Source organism: Intestinibaculum porci (assembly GCF_003925875.1).
Lineage (GTDB): Bacteria > Bacillota_I > Bacilli_A > Erysipelotrichales > Coprobacillaceae > Intestinibaculum > Intestinibaculum porci.
On record NZ_AP019309.1, the window covers coordinates 1,836,061 to 1,856,188 of the forward strand.

The 20,128-nt window shown below is 42.3% G+C and carries 18 protein-coding genes; 3 read left to right on the forward strand and 15 right to left on the reverse strand.

The features are described from left to right. Positions 1–12: 12 nt before the first annotated feature. From SG0102_RS08820 to SG0102_RS08875, 12 genes are all read right to left on the reverse strand, one after another. Positions 13–531 carry an AmiS/UreI family transporter gene (locus SG0102_RS08820; RefSeq protein WP_125119605.1) on the reverse strand — a complete coding sequence of 173 codons (519 nt, stop codon included), beginning with the start codon at positions 529–531 and terminating at the stop codon, positions 13–15. Positions 532–545: 14 nt separating this feature from the next. After that, entirely contained in the window at positions 546–848 is a 303-nt protein-coding gene (locus tag SG0102_RS08825; RefSeq protein WP_125119606.1) for a hypothetical protein, read from the reverse strand. Next, a complete protein-coding gene (locus SG0102_RS08830; protein WP_125119607.1) occupies positions 845–1,225 on the reverse strand; it encodes a hypothetical protein in 381 nt (126 codons plus the stop codon). The genes SG0102_RS08825 and SG0102_RS08830 overlap by 4 nt, the downstream gene beginning before the upstream one ends. Before the next feature lie 282 nt (positions 1,226–1,507). Further along, positions 1,508–2,419: a YdcF family protein gene (locus tag SG0102_RS08835; RefSeq protein WP_197715031.1), complete on the reverse strand. Its 912-nt coding sequence runs from the start codon at positions 2,417–2,419 to the stop codon at positions 1,508–1,510. Between the two features lie 101 nt (positions 2,420–2,520). After that, positions 2,521–3,426: a hypothetical protein gene (locus tag SG0102_RS08840; RefSeq protein WP_125119609.1), complete on the reverse strand. Its 906-nt coding sequence runs from the start codon at positions 3,424–3,426 to the stop codon at positions 2,521–2,523. Positions 3,427–3,493: 67 nt separating this feature from the next. After that, a complete protein-coding gene (locus SG0102_RS08845) occupies positions 3,494–4,477 on the reverse strand; it encodes an acyl-CoA dehydratase activase (protein WP_125119610.1) in 984 nt (327 codons plus the stop codon). Beyond that, positions 4,477–5,556 (reverse strand): 2-hydroxyacyl-CoA dehydratase, encoded by a 1,080-nt coding sequence (locus SG0102_RS08850; protein ID WP_125119611.1) that lies wholly within the window; start codon positions 5,554–5,556, stop codon positions 4,477–4,479. The genes SG0102_RS08845 and SG0102_RS08850 overlap by 1 nt, the downstream gene beginning before the upstream one ends. Further along, a complete protein-coding gene (locus tag SG0102_RS08855) occupies positions 5,543–6,523 on the reverse strand; it encodes an acyl-CoA dehydratase activase-related protein (RefSeq protein ID WP_125119612.1) in 981 nt (326 codons plus the stop codon). The genes SG0102_RS08850 and SG0102_RS08855 overlap by 14 nt, the downstream gene beginning before the upstream one ends. Before the next feature lie 163 nt (positions 6,524–6,686). After that, positions 6,687–7,403 (reverse strand): TMEM175 family protein, encoded by a 717-nt coding sequence (locus tag SG0102_RS08860; protein WP_125119613.1) that lies wholly within the window; start codon positions 7,401–7,403, stop codon positions 6,687–6,689. 10 nt (positions 7,404–7,413) lie between these two features. Continuing rightward, a complete protein-coding gene (locus tag SG0102_RS15595; RefSeq protein WP_197715032.1) occupies positions 7,414–8,547 on the reverse strand; it encodes a GGDEF domain-containing protein in 1,134 nt (377 codons plus the stop codon). 171 nt (positions 8,548–8,718) lie between these two features. Further along, a complete protein-coding gene (locus SG0102_RS08870; RefSeq protein ID WP_125119614.1) occupies positions 8,719–11,193 on the reverse strand; it encodes a GGDEF domain-containing phosphodiesterase in 2,475 nt (824 codons plus the stop codon). A 218-nt stretch (positions 11,194–11,411) separates the two neighbouring features. Continuing rightward, a complete protein-coding gene (locus tag SG0102_RS08875; protein ID WP_125119615.1) occupies positions 11,412–15,911 on the reverse strand; it encodes an AAA domain-containing protein in 4,500 nt (1,499 codons plus the stop codon). 118 nt (positions 15,912–16,029) lie between these two features. Between SG0102_RS08875 and SG0102_RS08880 the strand changes: the two genes are divergently transcribed. Beyond that, on the forward strand, positions 16,030–17,928 hold the full coding sequence (locus SG0102_RS08880) for an NAD(+) synthase (RefSeq protein WP_125119616.1): 1,899 nt from the start codon (positions 16,030–16,032) through the stop codon (positions 17,926–17,928). A gap of 64 nt (positions 17,929–17,992) precedes the next feature. Here SG0102_RS08880 and SG0102_RS08885 read toward each other — a convergent pair whose 3' ends face one another. The 3 genes from SG0102_RS08885 to SG0102_RS16035 all read right to left on the reverse strand — a co-directional run bounded on the left by SG0102_RS08885 (position 17,993) and on the right by SG0102_RS16035 (position 19,375). After that, positions 17,993–18,442, reverse strand: a complete 450-nt coding sequence (locus SG0102_RS08885) for a group II intron maturase-specific domain-containing protein (RefSeq protein ID WP_125119617.1) — start codon at positions 18,440–18,442, stop codon at positions 17,993–17,995. A gap of 171 nt (positions 18,443–18,613) precedes the next feature. Then, a complete protein-coding gene (locus SG0102_RS08890; protein WP_231999777.1) occupies positions 18,614–18,814 on the reverse strand; it encodes a hypothetical protein in 201 nt (66 codons plus the stop codon). 330 nt (positions 18,815–19,144) lie between these two features. Next, positions 19,145–19,375, reverse strand: a complete 231-nt coding sequence (locus SG0102_RS16035) for a cysteine-rich VLP domain-containing protein (protein WP_456298641.1) — start codon at positions 19,373–19,375, stop codon at positions 19,145–19,147. 126 nt (positions 19,376–19,501) lie between these two features. Between SG0102_RS16035 and SG0102_RS08900 the strand changes: the two genes are divergently transcribed. Further along, positions 19,502–19,780: a type II toxin-antitoxin system RelB/DinJ family antitoxin gene (locus SG0102_RS08900; RefSeq protein WP_125119618.1), complete on the forward strand. Its 279-nt coding sequence runs from the start codon at positions 19,502–19,504 to the stop codon at positions 19,778–19,780. Continuing rightward, entirely contained in the window at positions 19,777–20,067 is a 291-nt protein-coding gene (locus tag SG0102_RS08905; RefSeq protein ID WP_002596328.1) for a type II toxin-antitoxin system YafQ family toxin, read from the forward strand. The genes SG0102_RS08900 and SG0102_RS08905 overlap by 4 nt, the downstream gene beginning before the upstream one ends. The last annotated feature ends 61 nt before the right edge of the window (positions 20,068–20,128 follow it).

The following is a 20,128-nucleotide window of genomic DNA, read 5'->3' on the forward strand; positions in this document are numbered from 1 at the left end:
AACAAGCCTCCTCTATTTTGGCCACATGTTCACGAGCATCAGGAAGCCCGGAATCCAGGCGGTGACCACGCCTTCGATGACACTTAAATAAGCAGGAAATTTTCCTAAGTTCATTTTTAAATTGTTGGTTAAGAAACCAGTGAGCCAGAGGACACCCCATGCCCACCAGATCACACCGTAGATGGCGTTACCGCCAAAACCATAAAAGCATAATGCCCCGGCAGGGATTGTATTAATCGCCACAAAGAGTGAGAAATAACCATACAAACGGTTATCTAGTTCAAAAATTGTATTAATAGCGGTATACAAATACGTGAAGGCGAATAATAAGCCCGTAGCCGAGCCAAAGAAATAGGTATTAGGCTGATTGGTCACAATGCCATAAGACAACGACACGATATTTAAAATCAAACTCAGGCCGCCAGTGAAAATATTCATGACAGCCATGGATTTATCGGAAATCTTTTCAATCGTCGCGAGGCCATTAGAAATCAGGACAATACCAACATAAAGTAGAACACAACCTAACATTACAACTCCCCCTTTTAAGATCTGGTTTTAATGACGTGCATCGGATCATGAATGAGCACGAAGACAAACCAGATCACTAACGCTAAAACAACAACGCTCATGCCAAGAAAAGCATCATTCATCATCACTTTCGCATTGGGCGTGAAATAAGCTGCCCCAAGCGTGATATATTCATGAATGGCATCGACGAGCCACATCAGGCTCGCTCCCCACAACATGAGGGCCAGCGTGCCAATGTGAAGGATGCGCGCCGTCTTGCTTAAATACCAGACGATGCTTGATATCACCGCTGCTAGTGAGGCAAGAAATAAAGTCATGAATGCACCTTTTCCAAGCTTGGAGAAGTTTTCGGGTGTGTCATCTTATAGGTGATCAGGGTTAAAACGGCCCATACAAAGGTAACGAGCAAGGCCATGGCGACGCCAACAGTCGCCATTTCATGAAACATCGCGGAAAGTTTAGCGGGTGAAGAAGCAGCGGTAAAGAATGGGAAAAATGGTGTCACTTCACCATGCCAGATATGTTCGAATAACAATAACGCACTGCCGCCCCACAACATCGTATTGAGGGTTTTCATATTTTTGATGTAATAATTTCCAAGAGTATCTTCTTTCGTTTCTAATGTGTGATTCAGTTTCTTGCTAGCCACCGTCGTAACGATCGCTTCCGTTGCAGGTACAATAAAACAAGCCATTTTGACTTCCTCCTCTTTAAAGTTTTTGTGTGCACAATTCTCTTGCTTAAGCTTAGGTCCCATTATAATAATCTTTCATTTGTTGTCAAATGCGATATAGAAGCATTATCTTTTGTGTTTTATACAAATTTATATGATTATTTGTGATAATCATAATAATCCCTAGCGTTTCACTATGTATTTTACGAAATTATCGTGATAATTGTTTATTATCATGTTGGAATTTTATAAATGAATTTTTTTAAAAATAATGAAAAAAAGTGAATCTCATCATGAGATCCACTAATGGATGCGTAAACCAACTATTAACAATTCCAATAATATAATAAAGACTATATGCATTTTGCGAGTTAAGGAGAGATAACCGATAAATTCACGAATCGTTGCGTTCAAAGCGAAATACCACTTCGTCTTCGCACCATAGCCGACACATTTGATATGCTGTTTGCGGGCAATGATCAGCGAGCGAAATACGTGATAAGAAGTGGTAACAATCGCAAAACGGGCTGGCTGTTTCATTAAGTTTTGTGAAAAGTGCAGGTTCTCGATCGTATTGCTTGATTTGTTTTCAATCAGGATGTGCTCTTTAGGCATCTGCTGCGCGATAGCATATTTTGCCATGGCTTCCCCTTCTGGAAGATCTTCGCCTGGTCCCTGGCCGCCAGACATAATAAGCTGACAGTCAGGATTTGCGCGGCATATTTCCATGCCTTTTTCAATGCGCGCCGCTAATAGCGGCGTGATTTTAGCGCCAATCACGCCAGCGCCTAACACGACGACATAATTAAAGTGATGATTCTTACGCAAATGCATAAGATTTAATAACGCCGAAACGACATACATTGTCGCCATAAAAAGCAGATAGGCAAAAAGCAGTTCGACCATTGACCACAGTTTAAAAAGATAAGGATGGATTTTCCATAACTCCAGTGATGGTATGACAAACGTTGTAATAATCACTAACAAAGCTAAGCCTAAAGATAAACAGTTAGTCCATTTGAATCCTTCTTTGCGAATGATCTTAATCCCTTCCACAAAAAACATCAGGACTAAGACAATCGGTAAAGCGATCAGGAATACTACCCCAACGAAAGCGCCGAAAAGAATCACATCAAAAAGAAGTCGATGCGCCGTAATCCAGTGACTGTAGCGAAAGACAATCAGCATGGCTAAAAGCGCATAGCTTCCTAACATACATAAAAAACTAAAACCAGCGAAAAGCGTACGTCGTTCAATAACCATAATCAAAATAAAAACGATGGTAAAAAAAGCAGTAAGCGAGAGACCGATGGTGATCATACATCATGCTCCTTAAAAACAAGAATGGATAAAGCCATTAAAATAAGTACGCCAAATAACGCCTGCATCGGGAACCCGGCCACGTATTTAGCGGGGATAAGCATTGCTAAAATGGTGCAGGCACCAACTGGCGGGATATACAAGTTGACAAAGTCCATCATTAAAACAAAGAAGATACTTGCCACAACAGCCGCGAAAGTGAGCGGTAAGCCCAGCTGCATAGTGAAAATCAAACGCGATAAAGCCCCGGCCGTCGCGCAGAAGCCCATGAGTAGAATCGTCACAATCGGTCTTTGACGCGCCTTCGCATGCGGATTGGTAAATTCAGTAAAAGCGACTAATAATGGCGGTGCTACCATAAAGCGCATATTGACTTTAAAAGAGCCATAGATCATCAGCAACATCAGCACTGTACGCATTCCCACATGCATTAAATTACCGGGAGTAAACTGTGGCTTAAAGAATTGGTCCACTTTCGGTTCGGATTTTTCTTTTACAGCATGAGCGATTAAGATAATGGCTGTAAAGAAAGCTGCGGACATCAAATAATGAATGGATTGGCTTGATAACATGACGGGTAAAACAATCGCCGAAATCATTGGCGCGAAACTTGTCCCCGAGCCTAGCATGACAAGCTGACCAAGCAAATACGCGAAGGTCATTTTTAAATAGACCGGTCCTGGTAAATGCACAATGAGCATTCCTAACGTCGCACAAATCAGAATAGTGATAAAAATACGTTTGCGATCAACATGCCAGGCCAGTTTCTCAGAGAGAATCGCGCCGGCCGCAATCGCCGCAATTTCCGGGAAGATGACTTCCGGATCATGAATGAGTTCACTGACGGCAACCATCGCGGCGATGATCGCCACGACAATGATATTTTTAGTAAGTTTAGACATAAAAAAATTCCCCTTTTCCTCTCTCTATTATAAAGAGAGAAGAAGCGGGGATTCAAGGAAAATCTTGTTAATACATGTCAGGTGATAAGTGCGCCACTTTTTTCGCCGCAATAGCGCCGCGTTCACAGCGATTGCCCCAGCTGTCAATCATCTCCCCATCACGGTAGACACAGATAATTTCACAGTTGTTGGGACAGCCGCCACAGTTGATTTCGCGGGTCACGAATTCCATATCTTCGATATCAAAGCTGAAAGTTGTCCGCTTTTTATTACGACGAGCTAAAATGGCAGCACCGATCGCTCCCATCAGATGACCATTTTCATCAACGATGACATGGGTATCTAACTGTCTTTCAAAAGCTTTGACCACGCCGACATTTTTCGAAACACCGCCCTGGAAAACGACGGGTGAGACAATCTTCTTGCCTTTACCGACATTATTAAGATAGTTGCCGACAACCGCATCGCATAAACCAGCTACAATATCCTGTTTGGTATGACCAACCTGAATCTTATGGACAAGATCAGATTCCGCAAAGACCGTGCAGCGCGCTGCGATCTGTGTTGGGTGTTCTGATTTTAAGGCAATTTCTCCCATATCTTCTACCGGGATACCTAAACGATGCGACTGCGAGGAAAGGAAAGCGCCGGTCCCGGCAGCGCATAAGGTATTCATCGCATAATCAATGGCGACACCGTTTTCGACAATAATAATTTTGGAATCCTGACCGCCGATTTCTAAGATTGTCCGGACGTCAGGATGGAACGTTGTTGTGCCGACGGCATGCGCCGTGATTTCATTTTTCACGACCGTGGCACCCACCACTGTGCCAACTAACTTACGGGCTGAGCCGGTTGTTCCGATGGCCACAATTTTATATTTTGTTTCATCGAAGTCTTTTTGTAAAAGTTCAAGAAGTTTCTTGACCGCGCCAATAGGGTTGCCTTCTGTCCAGATATAAGCACTTGATAAAATGGTATTGTCTTTGGTCATAATAACGCCTTTTGTAGAGATGGAACCAACGTCGATTCCCATATATGCATGTTCCATTAGATGTTAACCTTCTTTCTCATTTCAATCATATCATAGAAAGCTTCCAGACGGGTCTGGAAACCAGCATCCCCATCCTGGGCATCATAGGTCAAATAAAGGATAGGAATTTTAAAGTCACTAGAGATGCGTGATAACACCGGCATAATATCAATTTCTGGTGTACAGCCGGCAGATTTCACATGTATGATGCCATCAAAGCCTTTTTCTGCGCACTCTTTTGCATACCAGATATTGGCGGAACTGGTTGGCCCCATTTCATACTGACAGTATTCCTGGATGCGGGGATGGAGATTCTTTTCTCCGGGATAGTGAAGATTACGGTGCGTGACATTCATCCAGCGATGCACTTCTACACCCATCATCGCTAAATCCTGTTCTAAGTTAAAATTAGAGAACTCATCCATGACCGTAAAGTATTCCCCAAGAACGGCGACTTTTAATGGCAGTTCCCCCTTATGTACCGGTATGCTCTGGAAAGCTTCTAACGCTTTATTATAGCCTTCGTTAATGTCTTCACTGTTTTTGGCTTTATGCATATCATGCATAAAACGGGTATAAATGCTTTTGTATTTAACGGGATCTTCGCAAAAACCGAGATTCTGATAATAATATTCTTCAATCGCATCGATATTTTGCATCATCTTTAACGCTTCTAAGCCCGCTTTCATCATGCCAATCTTTTTGGCTTTGGGATTGATCTTTTTTAAAGCTTTCAGGTAATCCTTATATTTGCCAGTCGTGTAATCAGCCATATTGATATAATTGAATTCATAGCCTAAATCACGTAAGATTCTCTCGGCTAATTCGCCATAATAGCCCAGGCGGCAGTAACCAAAGACCATAATCAAAGTATCCGCCCCAGCTTCTAACGCTTCAATCATTGACCCTAAAATCGTCTTAAACGGTGTACAGACCATATCCGGCGCATATTTAGCACCTAATTTCATCGTCCGTCTGGTCATTTTAGGCTGTCTGATATACGTCTGGTTCATCCCCACTTCCACAAAATAACGAACGACATCGTTATAATTGGCAATCATTGGAAAGGCCACTTTTAATTCTTCACTCTTCGCCATGATCTTCCTGCTCCTCTCGCATTGTAATAATATCAATGAAACTTTCTAAACGGGTTTCCAGCCCGGCCGTCCCGCTTTGTGCATCTAAAGTCAGCTGTAAAAGCGGTATTTCTGCCATTTTATTTTTACGCATAATCATATCGTTGACCATCGAGTCTAAAGCACATGGATAGACTGTTAATAAAATGACGCCATCAATATCCTTGTAATGCATAGCTAAAGAGCCAACAATTTCGCGAGAAAGTTCCCATTTCAAAGTTGGTGATGCTTTATGAGCAGCTTTTAAAGCTTCCTTGCGATCAACGAGATCTGCCCGAATAGGAATGATGCCATTATCTTTGAGGTAATCAAAGATCGGTTTACCGATATAACGATCTTCGGTGACATAACTATGACCCGCAACGACAATCTTTAAACCTTTTTGTTTATACAGCTTTTCATTTTCTTCGACCTGCTGATCATAAGCGTCTTCACTTGCCTTATGCGCTGTTTTATAAGCTTTTTTCGCCTCAGAATGACTAAACCCTAAAGATTCCGCCATCGCGATCATCGCTTCTTTTTCATCGGTCTTTAAGCGTGAATCGACATTATAGGAAAGCACTTTGAAGGAGGCATGACGAAAGATGTTCATCACTAAATCTGGCAAAGCCTGAAAGGTCGTACACATGACTCGGCGAATGCCAAAGTCGGCAATGCGCGGAACGAGGACATAGTCGCAGGCCCCCTCCAAGCTAGCCACATGGCCTAAATAAATCTTCATCGCTAAGCACATTTCGGAATTGGCTTTATTTTCCCCTTTGGTCATTGTCTCTAAGTTGGTCGGCTGCGACATCACCGTCTTGATCTTTAAAGCATCAAAGAAAGACTGCCATAAAGTCTGATAACGAAATGTTAAAAAAGCACGCGGAATGCCAACGACAATCTTTGCGCGATCGATCTTGCGTTTCGGTATTCTGGTTAGTTCCATATTCATTTTCCCTCAACTTTCTCTTTTATACTTATACAAATCACAATTATAAAACTGCTATTTTTGAAATTCAATGCTTTGAATTTTCAAATATTCGTCTTTTCCTATTGAAACATTCACTTTTGGTCAAATATATCTATTTGACTAAAAAGAAAACACCAGTCTAACAAGACTGGCGTAAATGATGACGTGATGAGATGAGATAAAAGCTCACAATCAGATTGAGGATAAAAAAGAGATAACAGAGTATCGGCATCACCATAAAACTGATCACTTCACACAAGGTAAAAAATTCCCCAAAACCAATGAGACGGCGCTGCTCTTTAAGGCGCTCACGGGTGACACTGAGACGCTCCTGATCCTCCGCTGATAACTGACTCTCATTCAGATGATGTGTTGCATAGCGCCACAAATCACGGCCCTGATTATTAATCACGGCTTTGGAGGCATAGCGCAATGATAATAACGTTCCTAAGAAAAGAAGGCCACTGGTTATAAAATAAGCCAAAATGGCATAAAAACTATGTTTCGGTGAGGCAATTAACATTGTGGCTTTGGGAAAGAGCGTGACCGGCACTAATAAAAGTAAAATGTGTAATGGCTGAACATTGCGACGCATCGCCGGCACGCTGTAAAAGCGTAAATGAGCATGCCAGATTGTTCCTAATACCTCAAAGGACATGAGAAAGGCGGTAAAGTATAAAAATAACTCATGATATTTCGCATAATTATGGGTATTGAGATCATTGACGGGCAGTTCTAAGACAATTAATGTGATGGCAATGGCCAAGACGGCATCAAAGAACGCTAAAGCGCGCTCAGCGCTATTAAGTCCGGCTTCATCATTGATTTTCTTCATCTCTTCAAGTGTTTGTTTCATGACATCCTCCCTAAGATTCTTTGATCAGGAAGCGGGTATCCTTTTGTTTTTTGGCTTCATACATCACCTGATCCACCTGCTGATAAAGGGCATCAGCATCCTGATAGTTATTATTATAATGCAAAACGCCGCAAGAGAAATGTAAATTTGTCACGACTTGACCATTGACTTCAATAATTTTTGATTCATAACAGTCCGCTAGCTCCTGTAAATAAGCTTCACAGATTGCGGCACTTGGGGCGTGGATGGCAAAGAGGAATTCATCCCCACCAAGGCGCGCGGTCGCATTGTCGGTATTTAAGTCAATGGTTTCGTAGAGACTAGGATTATGGGCATAACGCACCACTAAATGTTTATTGAGGCACGCTGCCAGCTCCACAATAGCGGCATCACCAACGCGATGACCATAGGTATCATTAATGCTTTTGAAGTGATCTAAATCTAAAAAGCCCAGGTAAAGATCATCACAATGGGGCTCATCAATGACTTGCTGTAAGAGTTTCATAAAAGAAGAACGATTGAGAATACCGCTAAGTGAATCAAAATAAGCCTGCATTTTTAACTGTTCCTGACTTTCATTGTACTTATTGAGAATCAGAAAAGAGACCATTTTATCCTTTTGCACTAAGTTATGGAGAATCAGCGCAACGATAGTAAAAATAAAACCGTTAAAAAAATCATAAAGACCGATCTGCGCCCCTTTAAAATAAAAAGATGTGCCGACAAATACGGCAAAGATGAGGAAATCATAAATAATTGTGTTGATCATTGTATCGATAAACAAAATACCGGTTAGCACAATGAAAACCAAATAAGCGGTCGCAACGTGATGGGGATCAATAGCGGAATCAATAATACCAAATACCAGCAAAAGCGTCATAGCAAGATACATAACAGCTTTCACCGGCCCTTTCCTTTCCCTCAGCAGCCATGCTAAAACAAGGGAACAAAGACATGGCACCAGATATAAAAACAGATAGCTGCGATGTAAACCAAGCAGACTTAAAATCGTTAAGACAGCGGTTGCCACAGACATTGTCTTTAATAAAAACAAGGTATTTTTCTGGATGCTTGCAAGCACCTGGGGCCGACAGGCTTTATAGACGTCGTAGCTTTGACCGTAGTAATTGATTTTCTCAAACATTGTATAAATCTCCTCTAGCGTGTATTACGCTTGTAAAAATAGAATTAATGCCTTTTTATGTGACCTATTCTAACACATTTTCCTCTCTGCTCCTAGTAAAGTAAGCCTTTCCGTTACCCTTTCCGCAATACGAAAAAAGACGTTCCCGTCTTCTTTGATCTTACGGGAACGTTAGCGATGCGATTGTGTATTTTTCATAAGATTGACAATACGTGGATCATCCTTGTGGCTGTCATAATAAGATTTCCGTTCACAAATGACAATATCTTTAGTCTTCGTTTTATAAAGCAGTAAGGCAATATACTCAGTCCAATGATAGATGCCATCTTCACGTTTTACTCGCACGACTGTCGAAATAACGCCTTGATCATTTTTCTTTAAAGATTGATAAAGTGCATGAATATTAATAAAATGCAAGTACATCTCACGATCATCAGGATGTACGAGCGTATGCGTGAAGGTTTCAAAAGTTTGATCAATGTGATGGAAAATCGTTCCGGCACTAATTCTTTCATGCACGCACTCAAGGACTTCAATTTGATCTAACGAGCGATTGAGATAATAGATCCCATCATAGATCTGATAGAGATGGCGTAAAATCATATCATACTGATCCATCTTGGAATATTCAGTTTCTCCGGTAATATTGGATAACTGAGCAATCCCCAGCCAGTCATCTTTAAGGCCAGCCACATACTTGACTGCCACGCGATAATACTGACCGTTATCAACATAACTGATAACTTCTTCATTTTTTGACTGATAGGCCCGATCAAGCAGCTTCTTGAATTTGCCGCGCAGCGGATAGTCTTTTGCCCGTAAGTTTTCATTAGCCTTGATACGGCCAATAGTTCCTGCGGTTTCCATGACTTTTTTATAAGTGGCGTTCCACGCTAACATTTGCGGCGCAACGCCGTCATAATGCAAAATAGCGGTGCCATTATTAGAAATGATATTAATCAGTTCCGCCTGATCATACATCTTAGCATCGGTAGCCTTTTCAATAGCAATACCACGCTTTTGACAGTGCGCTAGCACCTCCCCATAAGGCATCGGCTTGCCATAATAATAGCCTTGGATTTTACCACAGCCGATTTCTCTTAAGAAATCCGCCTGTTCGCGGGTTTCAACGCCTTCGGCTAAGGTATGCATTTCTAAGACCTTTGCCATCATCACGACCGATGTAATAATCTTGCGGGACTTTTCATCGAAATGACGGAAAAAGCCCATATCGATCTTTAATTCATCAAAGTGATAATTATGTAAGGCATTGAGTGAGGAGTACTCACTACCAAAGTCATCGAGCCACACCTGATACCCGGCATTATGGAACTGGCCGATCATCGTTGCTAGCTTCGCTTCATTGCGCTGTAAAACTGTTTCGGTAATTTCAATCCGCAAAAGTGAGCGATCGACATGATATTTTTCAATCAGCGCTTCAATATCCTGAAAAGGATCCAGTAAATCAAAGTCAATACGTGATAAATTGACAGAAATCGGTACCTGCGCCACGTCACTATGAGCATGATCCGTAAAATGCTGGCAGACCTTTTCAATAATATAGTGATCCAGCTTCGAGATCAGCTTGGCATCTTCAAGGATCGGCACAAAGAGTCCAGGAGAGATTAAGCCTAATTTAGGATCATCCCAGCGCGCTAAGGCTTCGAAGCCGCATAGCTTCTCGCTATACGTACGCACAACCGGCTGTAAGAAGACCTTGATATGCCCTTTTTCCATCGCCTGTTCAAAGTTACGAATGATATACAGCCGACGATCCTGCATTTTACTCATTTCTTCAGTGTAATAAGCACAATCTTTTGTGGCATCATGAGAAATGCTGGAGCAGGCTAATTTCGCGCGGTCGAAAACGTGACGTACACTGTTTAATGAAGAATGAGGAATAAAGTTAAAAAGACCGCATTTGATCAGAATCGAACTATTCCCGATATAATGATTTATTGTTTCACAGACTCTTTGAATTTTTTCATGGAGCTGCTTTTTGTGGGCGCATACCAAAAAATTATCGGCATAAGCATGACCAACCAGATCCCCTTGAAATGTGTCAATCAATGTCTCGGCTATTTTCTCAATGCAGTCATCTCCAGCTGAAATTCCATAAAAGCGATTGTATTCCTTAAAATTAGTGACATTAAAAACGATTGGCACATAATCATTTTCCTGGTTGCTGATCGCGCTGAGCACTTCATTATAGAAATGGGTGGCATCAAGGACTGGTAAAGACTGGGTTAACTGATGATAGGCACTTTCCACCTGACCGCACAGTAGATGCATATAGCTGTACTGTTGACCATCTAAGGTGATTAAGCGACTATAGCCGACGACATGATGAATCGTAGAATCAAGCGCAATTCTTCGAAAAGTCAAATAATGGGTCCCTTCCAAGCCAAAGCGATCCATGACCTGCTGATAATCCGCGTCATAAACCATCCCTTTAACATGACCGTGCGTTAAAGAAAAGAATTCTTCCTGAGTTTCACAATGATAAAGAGTCAGTAATCCACTGCTCGCAAAAACAATGCGTTTTTCTTCATCATTGGTGAATAAACAAATGCCACCTTCAATTTGATCATAAATCTCATGTAATTCTTTTTCGTTGAAACTCATGTCCGCACCTCTTTCTTCCATTTGTCCCTCATAAAATCAAAATTGAAACCATTTGTCAATGTCCTGATGACATTTTCATAAATTGATTTTTGCACGCAAAAATGATATGTGTTTCTTGCATTCATTGTATACCTATTCCCCTTTTATTCAAGGATTCTCGGGCCTTTTTTCGGAAAATGGAAGGTATATATATATATATATATTGTTAGTATTTATAAAGGTAAGCAAAAAGGCGGATCTTACTCCGCCTTCTGTTTCTTGATGGCTGCATCCTTCATCATCATATCAACCATTTCTGGTGGGAACTGGTTCATCGCACTGATAGGGATATTTTGAATCAGGTCGGCTTTGACCCGGTACAGCAAGTCATTGCGTTTAACGGTCTGTTTTTGCGGTTTTACACCCAAACGTTCTAACCGTTTGATGAGGGTTTCCATCGTCCCTTTCGGATGAGTGAAATATTCACTTGCACGAATGCGGATAAAACGCCAGCCGACACGCTCTAAGATGGTCTGTTTTTCCATATCCTCACGGATATTTTCATCACTCATATGATAACGGTCACCATCACAGGCAATGACCACGTCGTTGTCTTTCGCTACGACAATAAGTGGTAAGTCGTAAGAACCCACCTGCCATGAGGCCATTTCATAACCGCGTGAAGTTAATTCATCATAAATGGCTTCTTCAAATGGCGAACGTTTATAAGTCACGCGCTTGAAGTCATAATCATGGGGATGAAGACCATAAGTGATTAATTCACGGCGTAAGTCGCCTTCTTTTAAGTCCCGTTCCGGCTCTAATGAGGTCACGATCCATAACTGATCGCGGGCTCGTGAAGCCGCGACGTTGTAACGTTTTTCATATGTTTCATCAACGGTTTTAGAGATTAATGGCAACGGTTCTCCTTTTGGTGAATCCACTAAGCTTAAGAACATCACATCACGTTCATCGCCCTGGAAATGCGAAGCATTCCCACAGAGAATACGCCGTTTTTCAATATCTTTGAGGCTGATCTGGGCATCGATAAGCTCCTGGATATATTTCGCCTGTTCATCGCCTAATAAAGAGATAACACCAAACGTCTTATCCTTGTATTCGTCTTGACGAATACATGAACGAATCAAGGAGACAATCATCTGCGCTTCGATCTTGTTCACCTTGCCCTCACGTTTACCTGGCACATGATATGTAACCAAGGCTGGTTTGACATGGGTGGAATGGGTTTCGCGCAGCGGTCTGATTTTATCTTCATAAATCAGATGGTTAGAGAAGCCGATAATTTCTGGCACGCATCTAAAGTGTTCTCTTAACATTAATGGCTGATAGGTCATCATTGCTAAATCATAGATGGATGTTTTCGCATTGTAGAGGTGGGCATTAGGAATAATTCCCTGTAAATACATCTGAATGAGATTATTAACCTTATTGGTATCCACCCCAACTGCCATTGGACTGACCTGATGTTCATCCCCGACGATAATCATCTTATCACCCATATAAGCGACGGCTAACGATGACAAGTTAGCCTGTGAAGCTTCATCGATAATGATGACATCAAAATGGTTCGTCGTCGGATCTAAGGTTTCTAAGGCTTTTCCAATTGGCATAATCCAGCCCGGCACAGCTTTCTGACACTGGCCCATCAGTTCGCGGGCTTTAGCTTTATACATTGCCGCATCCTTACGGTTGCCTTTGCCAATCTTTTTCACGGTCTGTTTCCAGCCTTGTAAAGCCTGTTTCATATCAATGTTCTTTTCCGTTTCACAAAGCAGATGATACCAGGCACTCTTTTGCGCAAAAGCAGTTGTTTTTTCTTTAAAACGCTTGCTTAAGGCTTCTGCCTTATCTTCTAATTCTTCATAAGGTTCTTTAAGAATCTTCGTTAATAAAGCCACATACTGTTTATAACGCCAAGCCTCATTAATATTGTCTGGAACATGATCTTGGCCATGGATGCCATCATGTTCTTCAATCGCATGCGCCCAATCTGGTGCAACGCTCGCTAAAGTGTCTAAATAGTCCTGACGTTTTTCATGAACATGACGCTGTGACTGAATTAACTCTAAATGATGATAAGCGTCTTCGTAATCATGGGCTTTTTTAAAGCGTAAGGCCTGCGTTAAGTCTTCGACGATCGAAGCTTTAACATCATGACCGATCATCTGGATGTTTTCTTCAATGATACTGTTAATATCCCCTAAGCGTACCGCCCCCACAAGTAGCTTAAATAATGGCGTTAAGTATTTCTCAATCGCTTCAATGAGGGCATTCAAACCATCACGTTCCGACATATATTCCCGTTTGCCATTCATCAGCTCCATCGGGATATGCGCTTTGCGCATGGCTTTTTCTAAAGCGGGATAAGAATCATCAAAATAGCTTAAGTATTTCTCCATTGGCTTAATGAGACCATAGGCGATTGTTTCAGGATGCTTTTCATCTAAATCATTGAAAGCTTTTTCGCCTAATGGGACTAATAAGGAATCCCAGTAAGAGGCGCACTGATTCTTTTTCTTCTTTAGGGTGATCAAGTCTAAGACATAAGACACATCATCAACGGTTTCCAAAGCATGGCCATCCACGTCAATAAGACTTTGACAGGTTTTGAGTTTGCGGTCAAAAAGTGTATCGAAGAAGCCGATCTTGCCTTTTTTAGAAAGCAGATCACGCGTCTTTTCATAGCTTGCCTGATAATTTTCAAAATTCCCATGGATGGTATACTGCTTGCCAAAATGCTGGTCCATCATCGTTTCACTGACCCGCTGACAATCTTTTAAAGCGGTGATCAGCTTTTGCCAGCGTGAAGCATTAGCCCCGCCGAGCTTTCCATCGACAACCATTGTTTTAATAGCTTCATTCCATTCTGGCAATGACTTCACTAAACCAATTAAATCATTGAGATCTTCTTCATGCGGGTAGTCAATGGCAAACTTCTGAGCGCCGATTTCGACATTGAGAACACGTCTGAATTCCTGATTACGAATGACAAAATGATTGGTATTTTCGATATCCTGGAACTCTTCTTCAATCTTTTGCGCTTCTTTCACCATTTCGTTAAATTCGGCTGGCGATAATAAGAACGCAGGTTCTGGCAAGACAAAACGCATCTGCTTTTCATCTTCGGCGCTTAAATCTTTATTGGCATGATAAAGATCACTAAGCTCCTGATAATTTAACGGCAAAGAGGCTCCTAGCTTTACCTTGCCGGGAATATAAGCGAGATCCTGCTGGTGCTGATAAACAAAGATGGCCGCTTCTGCTAAGGAAACTTCCTGCCCTTCAAAGCGAATATTCTGATATTCTGAAGCGATCACATCAAAGAGCTGTTTTCGGACTTTGCTTAAATCTTTAAACGCTTCACGGCGTTCTAAATCTAAGGCATCCATCTCATTTTTTAACTCGTATGACGTATTACGAGAAATAAAATCAGTAATTCCGTCAACGCTGTTTTCCATATCTTCATTCGAATCATCTAAGACGCTGACACAAAGCGGCTGAATCAGCGGATCGATCTGATCCTTTAAAACCGATAAGGCCTTCTTTGTATAACTGGTGACTAATACCGATTTTCCTTTTGCAAGGAAGTGGCCCATCAAGTTTGCAATTTCGTGGGTTTTCCCAGTACCTGGCGGCCCCTGCACTAAGACTGCATCGTAATGTTCAATCCGCTTCGCCACCTCTAACTGTTCACGGTTGGCTTCTTTGGATAAAAGAATATCTAAGCTTTCACCGCCGACTGACGCTAACGCTTCATCGATGGTTTCCTGATGGTCGATCGTGGGCATGTCGATCTTACCGCCCATCACTAAGTTGCGAATCGGTACTGGCACCTGCTTGGTTTCTTCGATTTTATTAATAATACTTTCAATGGCTTTGGCAGTGCCTTCTTCACGGCGTCTTAAAATCAGCATTGGATCATTAAAGACAATAATACTGTTTTGTTTCTCCCAGCCTTCATAGCTGCTTTCTTCACAGTAATAGCTATCTGGTGATAAGGCATGGGTTAAGCGTTTAAGAAAACCGCCTTCATCGTTGACCGGGTGATAGCTGGTGCTGACAAGTTCATCGCGTAAATGCGGAATCCCCTGACTGTTTAAATGCTCATCAGCATTGAATAAGCCGGTATATAATTCGGCATGGCGATCCGTATCTTTAAAATATAAGGTATTATCATCCGCATTAAACGCCATCGCCACGCGCTTTAAGACTAATGGGTGGCGTAAATGAGGCTGACTTCGATCTTGTAAAATCCCATTGGCGCACACCATTTCTAAGGTTTCGTAATCTCTTTCTAAATCATTAAAGACATTAAATAATGAGGTAAACAGATCACGGCTCTGCGCTAAAATGCGCTGCTTTTTTTGCCAGTTGCGACGCTTCGTATGCCATTTGCGATAAGCCTCTAAGCTTTCCCCTGCCAACTCATGAAGCAGGGCATCATCCTGCGTATAATCCTCATAGCCGAGCACTAACGCATCTTTAAAAGACGCATCAGGCGCCGGACAGGGCGTTAATTCTGGTTTATGAACGGTTAATAAGGTATAATCGTTGGCCTCACTAGGCACTAAGACTTTAATATTGACGGGATCAACATCTTTCAGGTCCTTTAATGAGAGATGCCACTGATAGGCATCGACATTCGTAATGACACTGGCTTTGAGCTGATCTAATTCGTATAAGAAACGATACAAGGAGATGACTCGTGAAGAGACTTCATCTCGTTTTTGTACATCCATATGTCTTCCCCTTTCTGTTAACTATGCTTATTTATCTTACCATTTTTTAAAGCCCCTCACAATGTAAAGAATTGCGAAGCGATGGCGAAACCGATATAATGAAAACGAGGTGAATAAAATGAAAGATGGATTTGTAAAGGCTGCCTGCGCCAGTATTCACGTAACCTTAGGAAACGTCAAAGAAAACGCTAAGCAGATCCTTTCTTATATCGACCAAGCGCACAAAGAGGATGTCCAGGTCTTAGTCTTTAGTGAACTGAGCTTATCGGGCTATTCGATTGAAGATCTCTTCTTTGCCAAGCGCGTCTTAAACGAATGTGAAACCCAGGTGGAACAAATCGCCAAAGCGACCAAAGATCATGATATGTTGATCGTCTTAGGCTTGCCATTTGCTTATCACAATGATTTATACAACGTTGCTTTAGTGATGCAGCGCGGCACCATTTTAGGGATGGTGCCAAAAATCAATATCCCGAATTATCATGAATTTTATGAAGGCCGTCATTTCGCATCCGGCCAAGGGATGGATGAAACCGTCACTTATGCTAAGCAGACCTTCCCTTTTGCGGATGATCTGATCTTCCAGGATGAAGCCCATCCATGGATTCGCATCGGCTGTGAAATCTGTGAAGATGTCTGGGTTCCTAATACCCCAAGCATTTCCTTATGTGAAATGGGAGCCACCCTCATCGTTAACCCTTCGGCATCAAACCATTTAACATCTAAAGCCGATTATCGCCGCGCCTTGATCGCTTCTACAAGTGCCCGTTTAATCTGCGGTTATGTGTACTGTAATGCCGGCAGCGGGGAATCATCAACTGATGTTGTCTTCTCTGGTCATTCGATGATTTATGAAAATGGTGTCAAATTAAAGGAATCAGACTTATTTGATGAACATCTGATCACTGCCATTTTAGATTTATCAAAGATGGAAAGTGAACGCTTAGAAATGACCACTTATCCTAATGACTCTTATGCGCATTACATCCCTTTCCGCTTTGATGAACACAATCTCACATTAGATCGCTACTATGATCCCCATCCTTTCGTTCCATCAAAGATGGCCGATCGTTATGCCCGCTGTGAAGAGGTCTTCTCGATTCAGACCCATGGTCTGATGCAGCGATTACAAGCGATTCATGCGAAAACAGTCGTTGTCGGCATCAGCGGCGGCTTGGATTCCACTTTAGCGCTCTTAGTGTGCGTCCGCGCATTTGATGCTTTAGGGATTGATCGTAAAAATATTATTGCCATTACCATGCCCGGTTTTGGCACCACGACAAGAACGAAAAATAATGCCGACTTATTAATGGAAGAACTCCACGTCACCCGTAAAGAAGTCAATATCACCGAAGCGGTCCGTATCCACTTCAAAGATATTGAACATGATGAACATGTTCATGATGTCACTTATGAAAACTGCCAGGCTCGTGAACGTACGCAGATCTTAATGGATGTGGCTAATCAAGCTGGTGGGATTGTCATTGGGACCGGTGACTTATCGGAAGTGGCTTTAGGCTGGTCCACTTATAATGGTGATCATATGTCAATGTATGCGGTCAATGTCTCAGTGCCTAAAACCTTAGTGCGTTATTTAGTTGATTATGTCTCATCGACTTATGATGGCGTTTTAAAAGATACCCTGCAGGATATTTTACATACCCCGGTATCCCCTGAATTATTACCAGCGGATGATAATAAGATTACCCAGAAAACTGAAGATATCGTAGGACCTTATGAATTACATGATTTCTTCCTCTATCATCATGCCCGTTTCCACTATGAACCAGTAAAGCTTTATCGCATTGCGAAAGTCGCTTATGGCGATGAATATGATGATGCGACCATCAAGAAATGGTTACTGAAATTCTATCGCCGTTTCTTTACCCAGCAGTTTAAACGCAGCTGTATCCCTGATGGCCCAAAAGTTGGTTCAGTTGCTTTATCACCACGCGGCGACTTACGTATGCCTAGTGATGCTAATGTCGATTTATGGCTGGAAGCCTTAGAAAAATAGGATAGAGGGAAATTAATCCCCCTTCCATTGCACCATACGTACGGATCTCGTATATGGCGCTACATTACATTATGCACAATTTATCTAGATAGTAACTAAGGGGATTGACAAAACCTGGGCAGTCTCCTTTATCTTTCTCAAGAAATTTAGGACTTAAAATAAAATGAACAACATTACCGGTTGCTTTACGGTACCATCCCAGACGCGAATGAACTACTTTAAAGATATCTTCGAATGAAAAATGACAATGCATAATCTTATTCAAATATGTAAGATGTCTAAAGATCGTTTTGGATCTTTTCCACATTTTTAAAATGATAACCCTGCTCTTGTGACGTAACCACATGCGAAGCTCAGTAAGAAAGCTTTTCATCATACCAATACGGAAGTAATGAATCCATCCTCTCAGTATTTGATTGACTTTCGTAATTGTATCTGCAAGCGTGCAGGCTACAGCCCTTTTTCTCAAAAAGAACCACTTTAAGCTTGTCATAAAGTCTCTTCTTTCTATCATCAGCAGGTTTACATCTCCATTGTTCTTTATGCGTATATAGATGAAGGCCAGGTTTCTTATTCAAAGCTTGAAAGACTTTGCAAGGGAACTATTCCTTATATTTTGATTGCAAATGGAGAAACACCATCAGCTAACACCAGAGACAAATTGTCAAGGACTTTTTAATCAAATTCACAAAAAAGGTGTCAGAAGCACTGTATGGCTCCTGACACCTCGTTTGATAGATGACATTTTTCCGTTCAGCAGGTCTTTGCGGAGATACGCATAGTCTGGCGTCTGGTTGATATATGGCTTCCAGCGCCGCTTGATTTCGGCCAATTCCAGCGGATCGGCTGCTTCCAGTGCATGATCGTTGCCTGATGGAATCATCATCAAAATAGTTTTCTTTGAGTTTCAGGTAATAATATTTTCGATTGTCTGACATAGGGTTCCTCCTTGGGGTTCTCTTGGGACTTTGTACGCATTTTAAGACTATTTTAGGGGGCAGAGGATAAATCTATCAGACTGTCTTTGACACCCCCCGAAAAAAGCCTTGATTTACAAGGGGTTTTCAGCCCCTAAAGCGTGACATTTCTCCCGTTGTTTCCGCTTGCGCTTTGCGGCGTTGATCCGCTTCATGCGTGCGGCACATTCCGGGCAGTATTTGGCCCTGTTAGAACCGGGGGTAAACAGCGCCCCCGCATACGGCGCAGTTCTTCGCATTCAGCCGGCGAACAGCGCCGTTTCCAGTTCTTTATCCTGCGGTAATACCGCCGCCCGAAACCACCTGCACAACAGGGAGTAGGAAATAGACTGGACACAGACATATTCCTCCCCATCGTCCAGAGCGATACAGTTTCCGTCGATGTAGTTACAGCACTCATGCACCAGTTTCCGCGCTCTGCGGTACTGGCGGTAATCCATGACAGGGATAGGTTCAGCCTTGTTCTTCATAAATGATTTCTTTCATAAAGCAGGTAACCTCTTTGAATGAATATATTGTTAAATATTCGTGCAAAGTATTGTTTTCTTCGTGCAAATGGCATATATTATAATTGCCAGCAGAAAGGGGTTGATCGTATGGCTAGAAATACCACAAACATCAGTATCCGCATGGACGCAGATTTGAAAGCGCAGGCGGACGCACTGTTTACTGAGCTTGGCATGAACCTGACTACGGCGTTTAACATCTTTGTGCGCCAGTCGCTTCGTGAAGGTGGCATTCCCTTTGAGATAAGGCTGGAACAGCCGAACAAAGAAACGGTTGCTGCCATGCTGGAAGCGGAAAAGATTGCAAAAGACCCGTCTGTAAAGGGCTACAATGACCTTGACGAGTTGTTTGCTGACCTGAAAAGATGAAAGAAACCAAATATACCGTTAAGTACACGACCAGTTTCAAAAAAGACTACAAACGAGCCATAAAGCGTGGCTTGAAGATTGAGCTGCTGGAGCAGGTCGTAGCATTGCTGGCAATGGGCGAACCGCTGCCGGATAAGAACCGCGACCATGACCTGTCCGGCGATTGGGCCGGCCATCGGGAATGTCATATTCTCCCGGACTGGCTGCTTGTCTATCGCATAGAGGATGATGTTCTGGTGCTGACGCTGGCCCGCACCGGCACACACAGCGACTTGTTCGGCAAATAAACAGTCTGCCGCCGTATGGGGAAACCTGTACGGCGGTTTTTCTGTATGCAAAGGTATGTCG

Coding starts and splice junctions, on each gene's coding strand:
- SG0102_RS08820 (WP_125119605.1), bottom strand. CDS start 531: ATGTTAGGTTGTGTTCTACTTTATGTTGGTATTGTCCTGATTTCTAAT.
- SG0102_RS08825 (WP_125119606.1), bottom strand. CDS start 848: ATGACTTTATTTCTTGCCTCACTAGCAGCGGTGATATCAAGCATCGTC.
- SG0102_RS08830 (WP_125119607.1), bottom strand. CDS start 1,225: ATGGCTTGTTTTATTGTACCTGCAACGGAAGCGATCGTTACGACGGTG.
- SG0102_RS08835 (WP_197715031.1), bottom strand. CDS start 2,419: ATGTTAGGAAGCTATGCGCTTTTAGCCATGCTGATTGTCTTTCGCTAC.
- SG0102_RS08840 (WP_125119609.1), bottom strand. CDS start 3,426: ATGTCTAAACTTACTAAAAATATCATTGTCGTGGCGATCATCGCCGCG.
- SG0102_RS08845 (WP_125119610.1), bottom strand. CDS start 4,477: ATGGAACATGCATATATGGGAATCGACGTTGGTTCCATCTCTACAAAA.
- SG0102_RS08850 (WP_125119611.1), bottom strand. CDS start 5,556: ATGGCGAAGAGTGAAGAATTAAAAGTGGCCTTTCCAATGATTGCCAAT.
- SG0102_RS08855 (WP_125119612.1), bottom strand. CDS start 6,523: ATGGAACTAACCAGAATACCGAAACGCAAGATCGATCGCGCAAAGATT.
- SG0102_RS08860 (WP_125119613.1), bottom strand. CDS start 7,403: ATGAAACAAACACTTGAAGAGATGAAGAAAATCAATGATGAAGCCGGA.
- SG0102_RS15595 (WP_197715032.1), bottom strand. CDS start 8,547: ATGTTTGAGAAAATCAATTACTACGGTCAAAGCTACGACGTCTATAAA.
- SG0102_RS08870 (WP_125119614.1), bottom strand. CDS start 11,193: ATGGAAGAAAGAGGTGCGGACATGAGTTTCAACGAAAAAGAATTACAT.
- SG0102_RS08875 (WP_125119615.1), bottom strand. CDS start 15,911: ATGGATGTACAAAAACGAGATGAAGTCTCTTCACGAGTCATCTCCTTG.
- SG0102_RS08880 (WP_125119616.1), top strand. CDS start 16,030: ATGAAAGATGGATTTGTAAAGGCTGCCTGCGCCAGTATTCACGTAACC.
- SG0102_RS08885 (WP_125119617.1), bottom strand. CDS start 18,442: ATGATAGAAAGAAGAGACTTTATGACAAGCTTAAAGTGGTTCTTTTTG.
- SG0102_RS08890 (WP_231999777.1), bottom strand. CDS start 18,814: ATGATGATTCCATCAGGCAACGATCATGCACTGGAAGCAGCCGATCCG.
- SG0102_RS16035 (WP_456298641.1), bottom strand. CDS start 19,375: ATGAAGAACAAGGCTGAACCTATCCCTGTCATGGATTACCGCCAGTAC.
- SG0102_RS08900 (WP_125119618.1), top strand. CDS start 19,502: ATGGCTAGAAATACCACAAACATCAGTATCCGCATGGACGCAGATTTG.
- SG0102_RS08905 (WP_002596328.1), top strand. CDS start 19,777: ATGAAAGAAACCAAATATACCGTTAAGTACACGACCAGTTTCAAAAAA.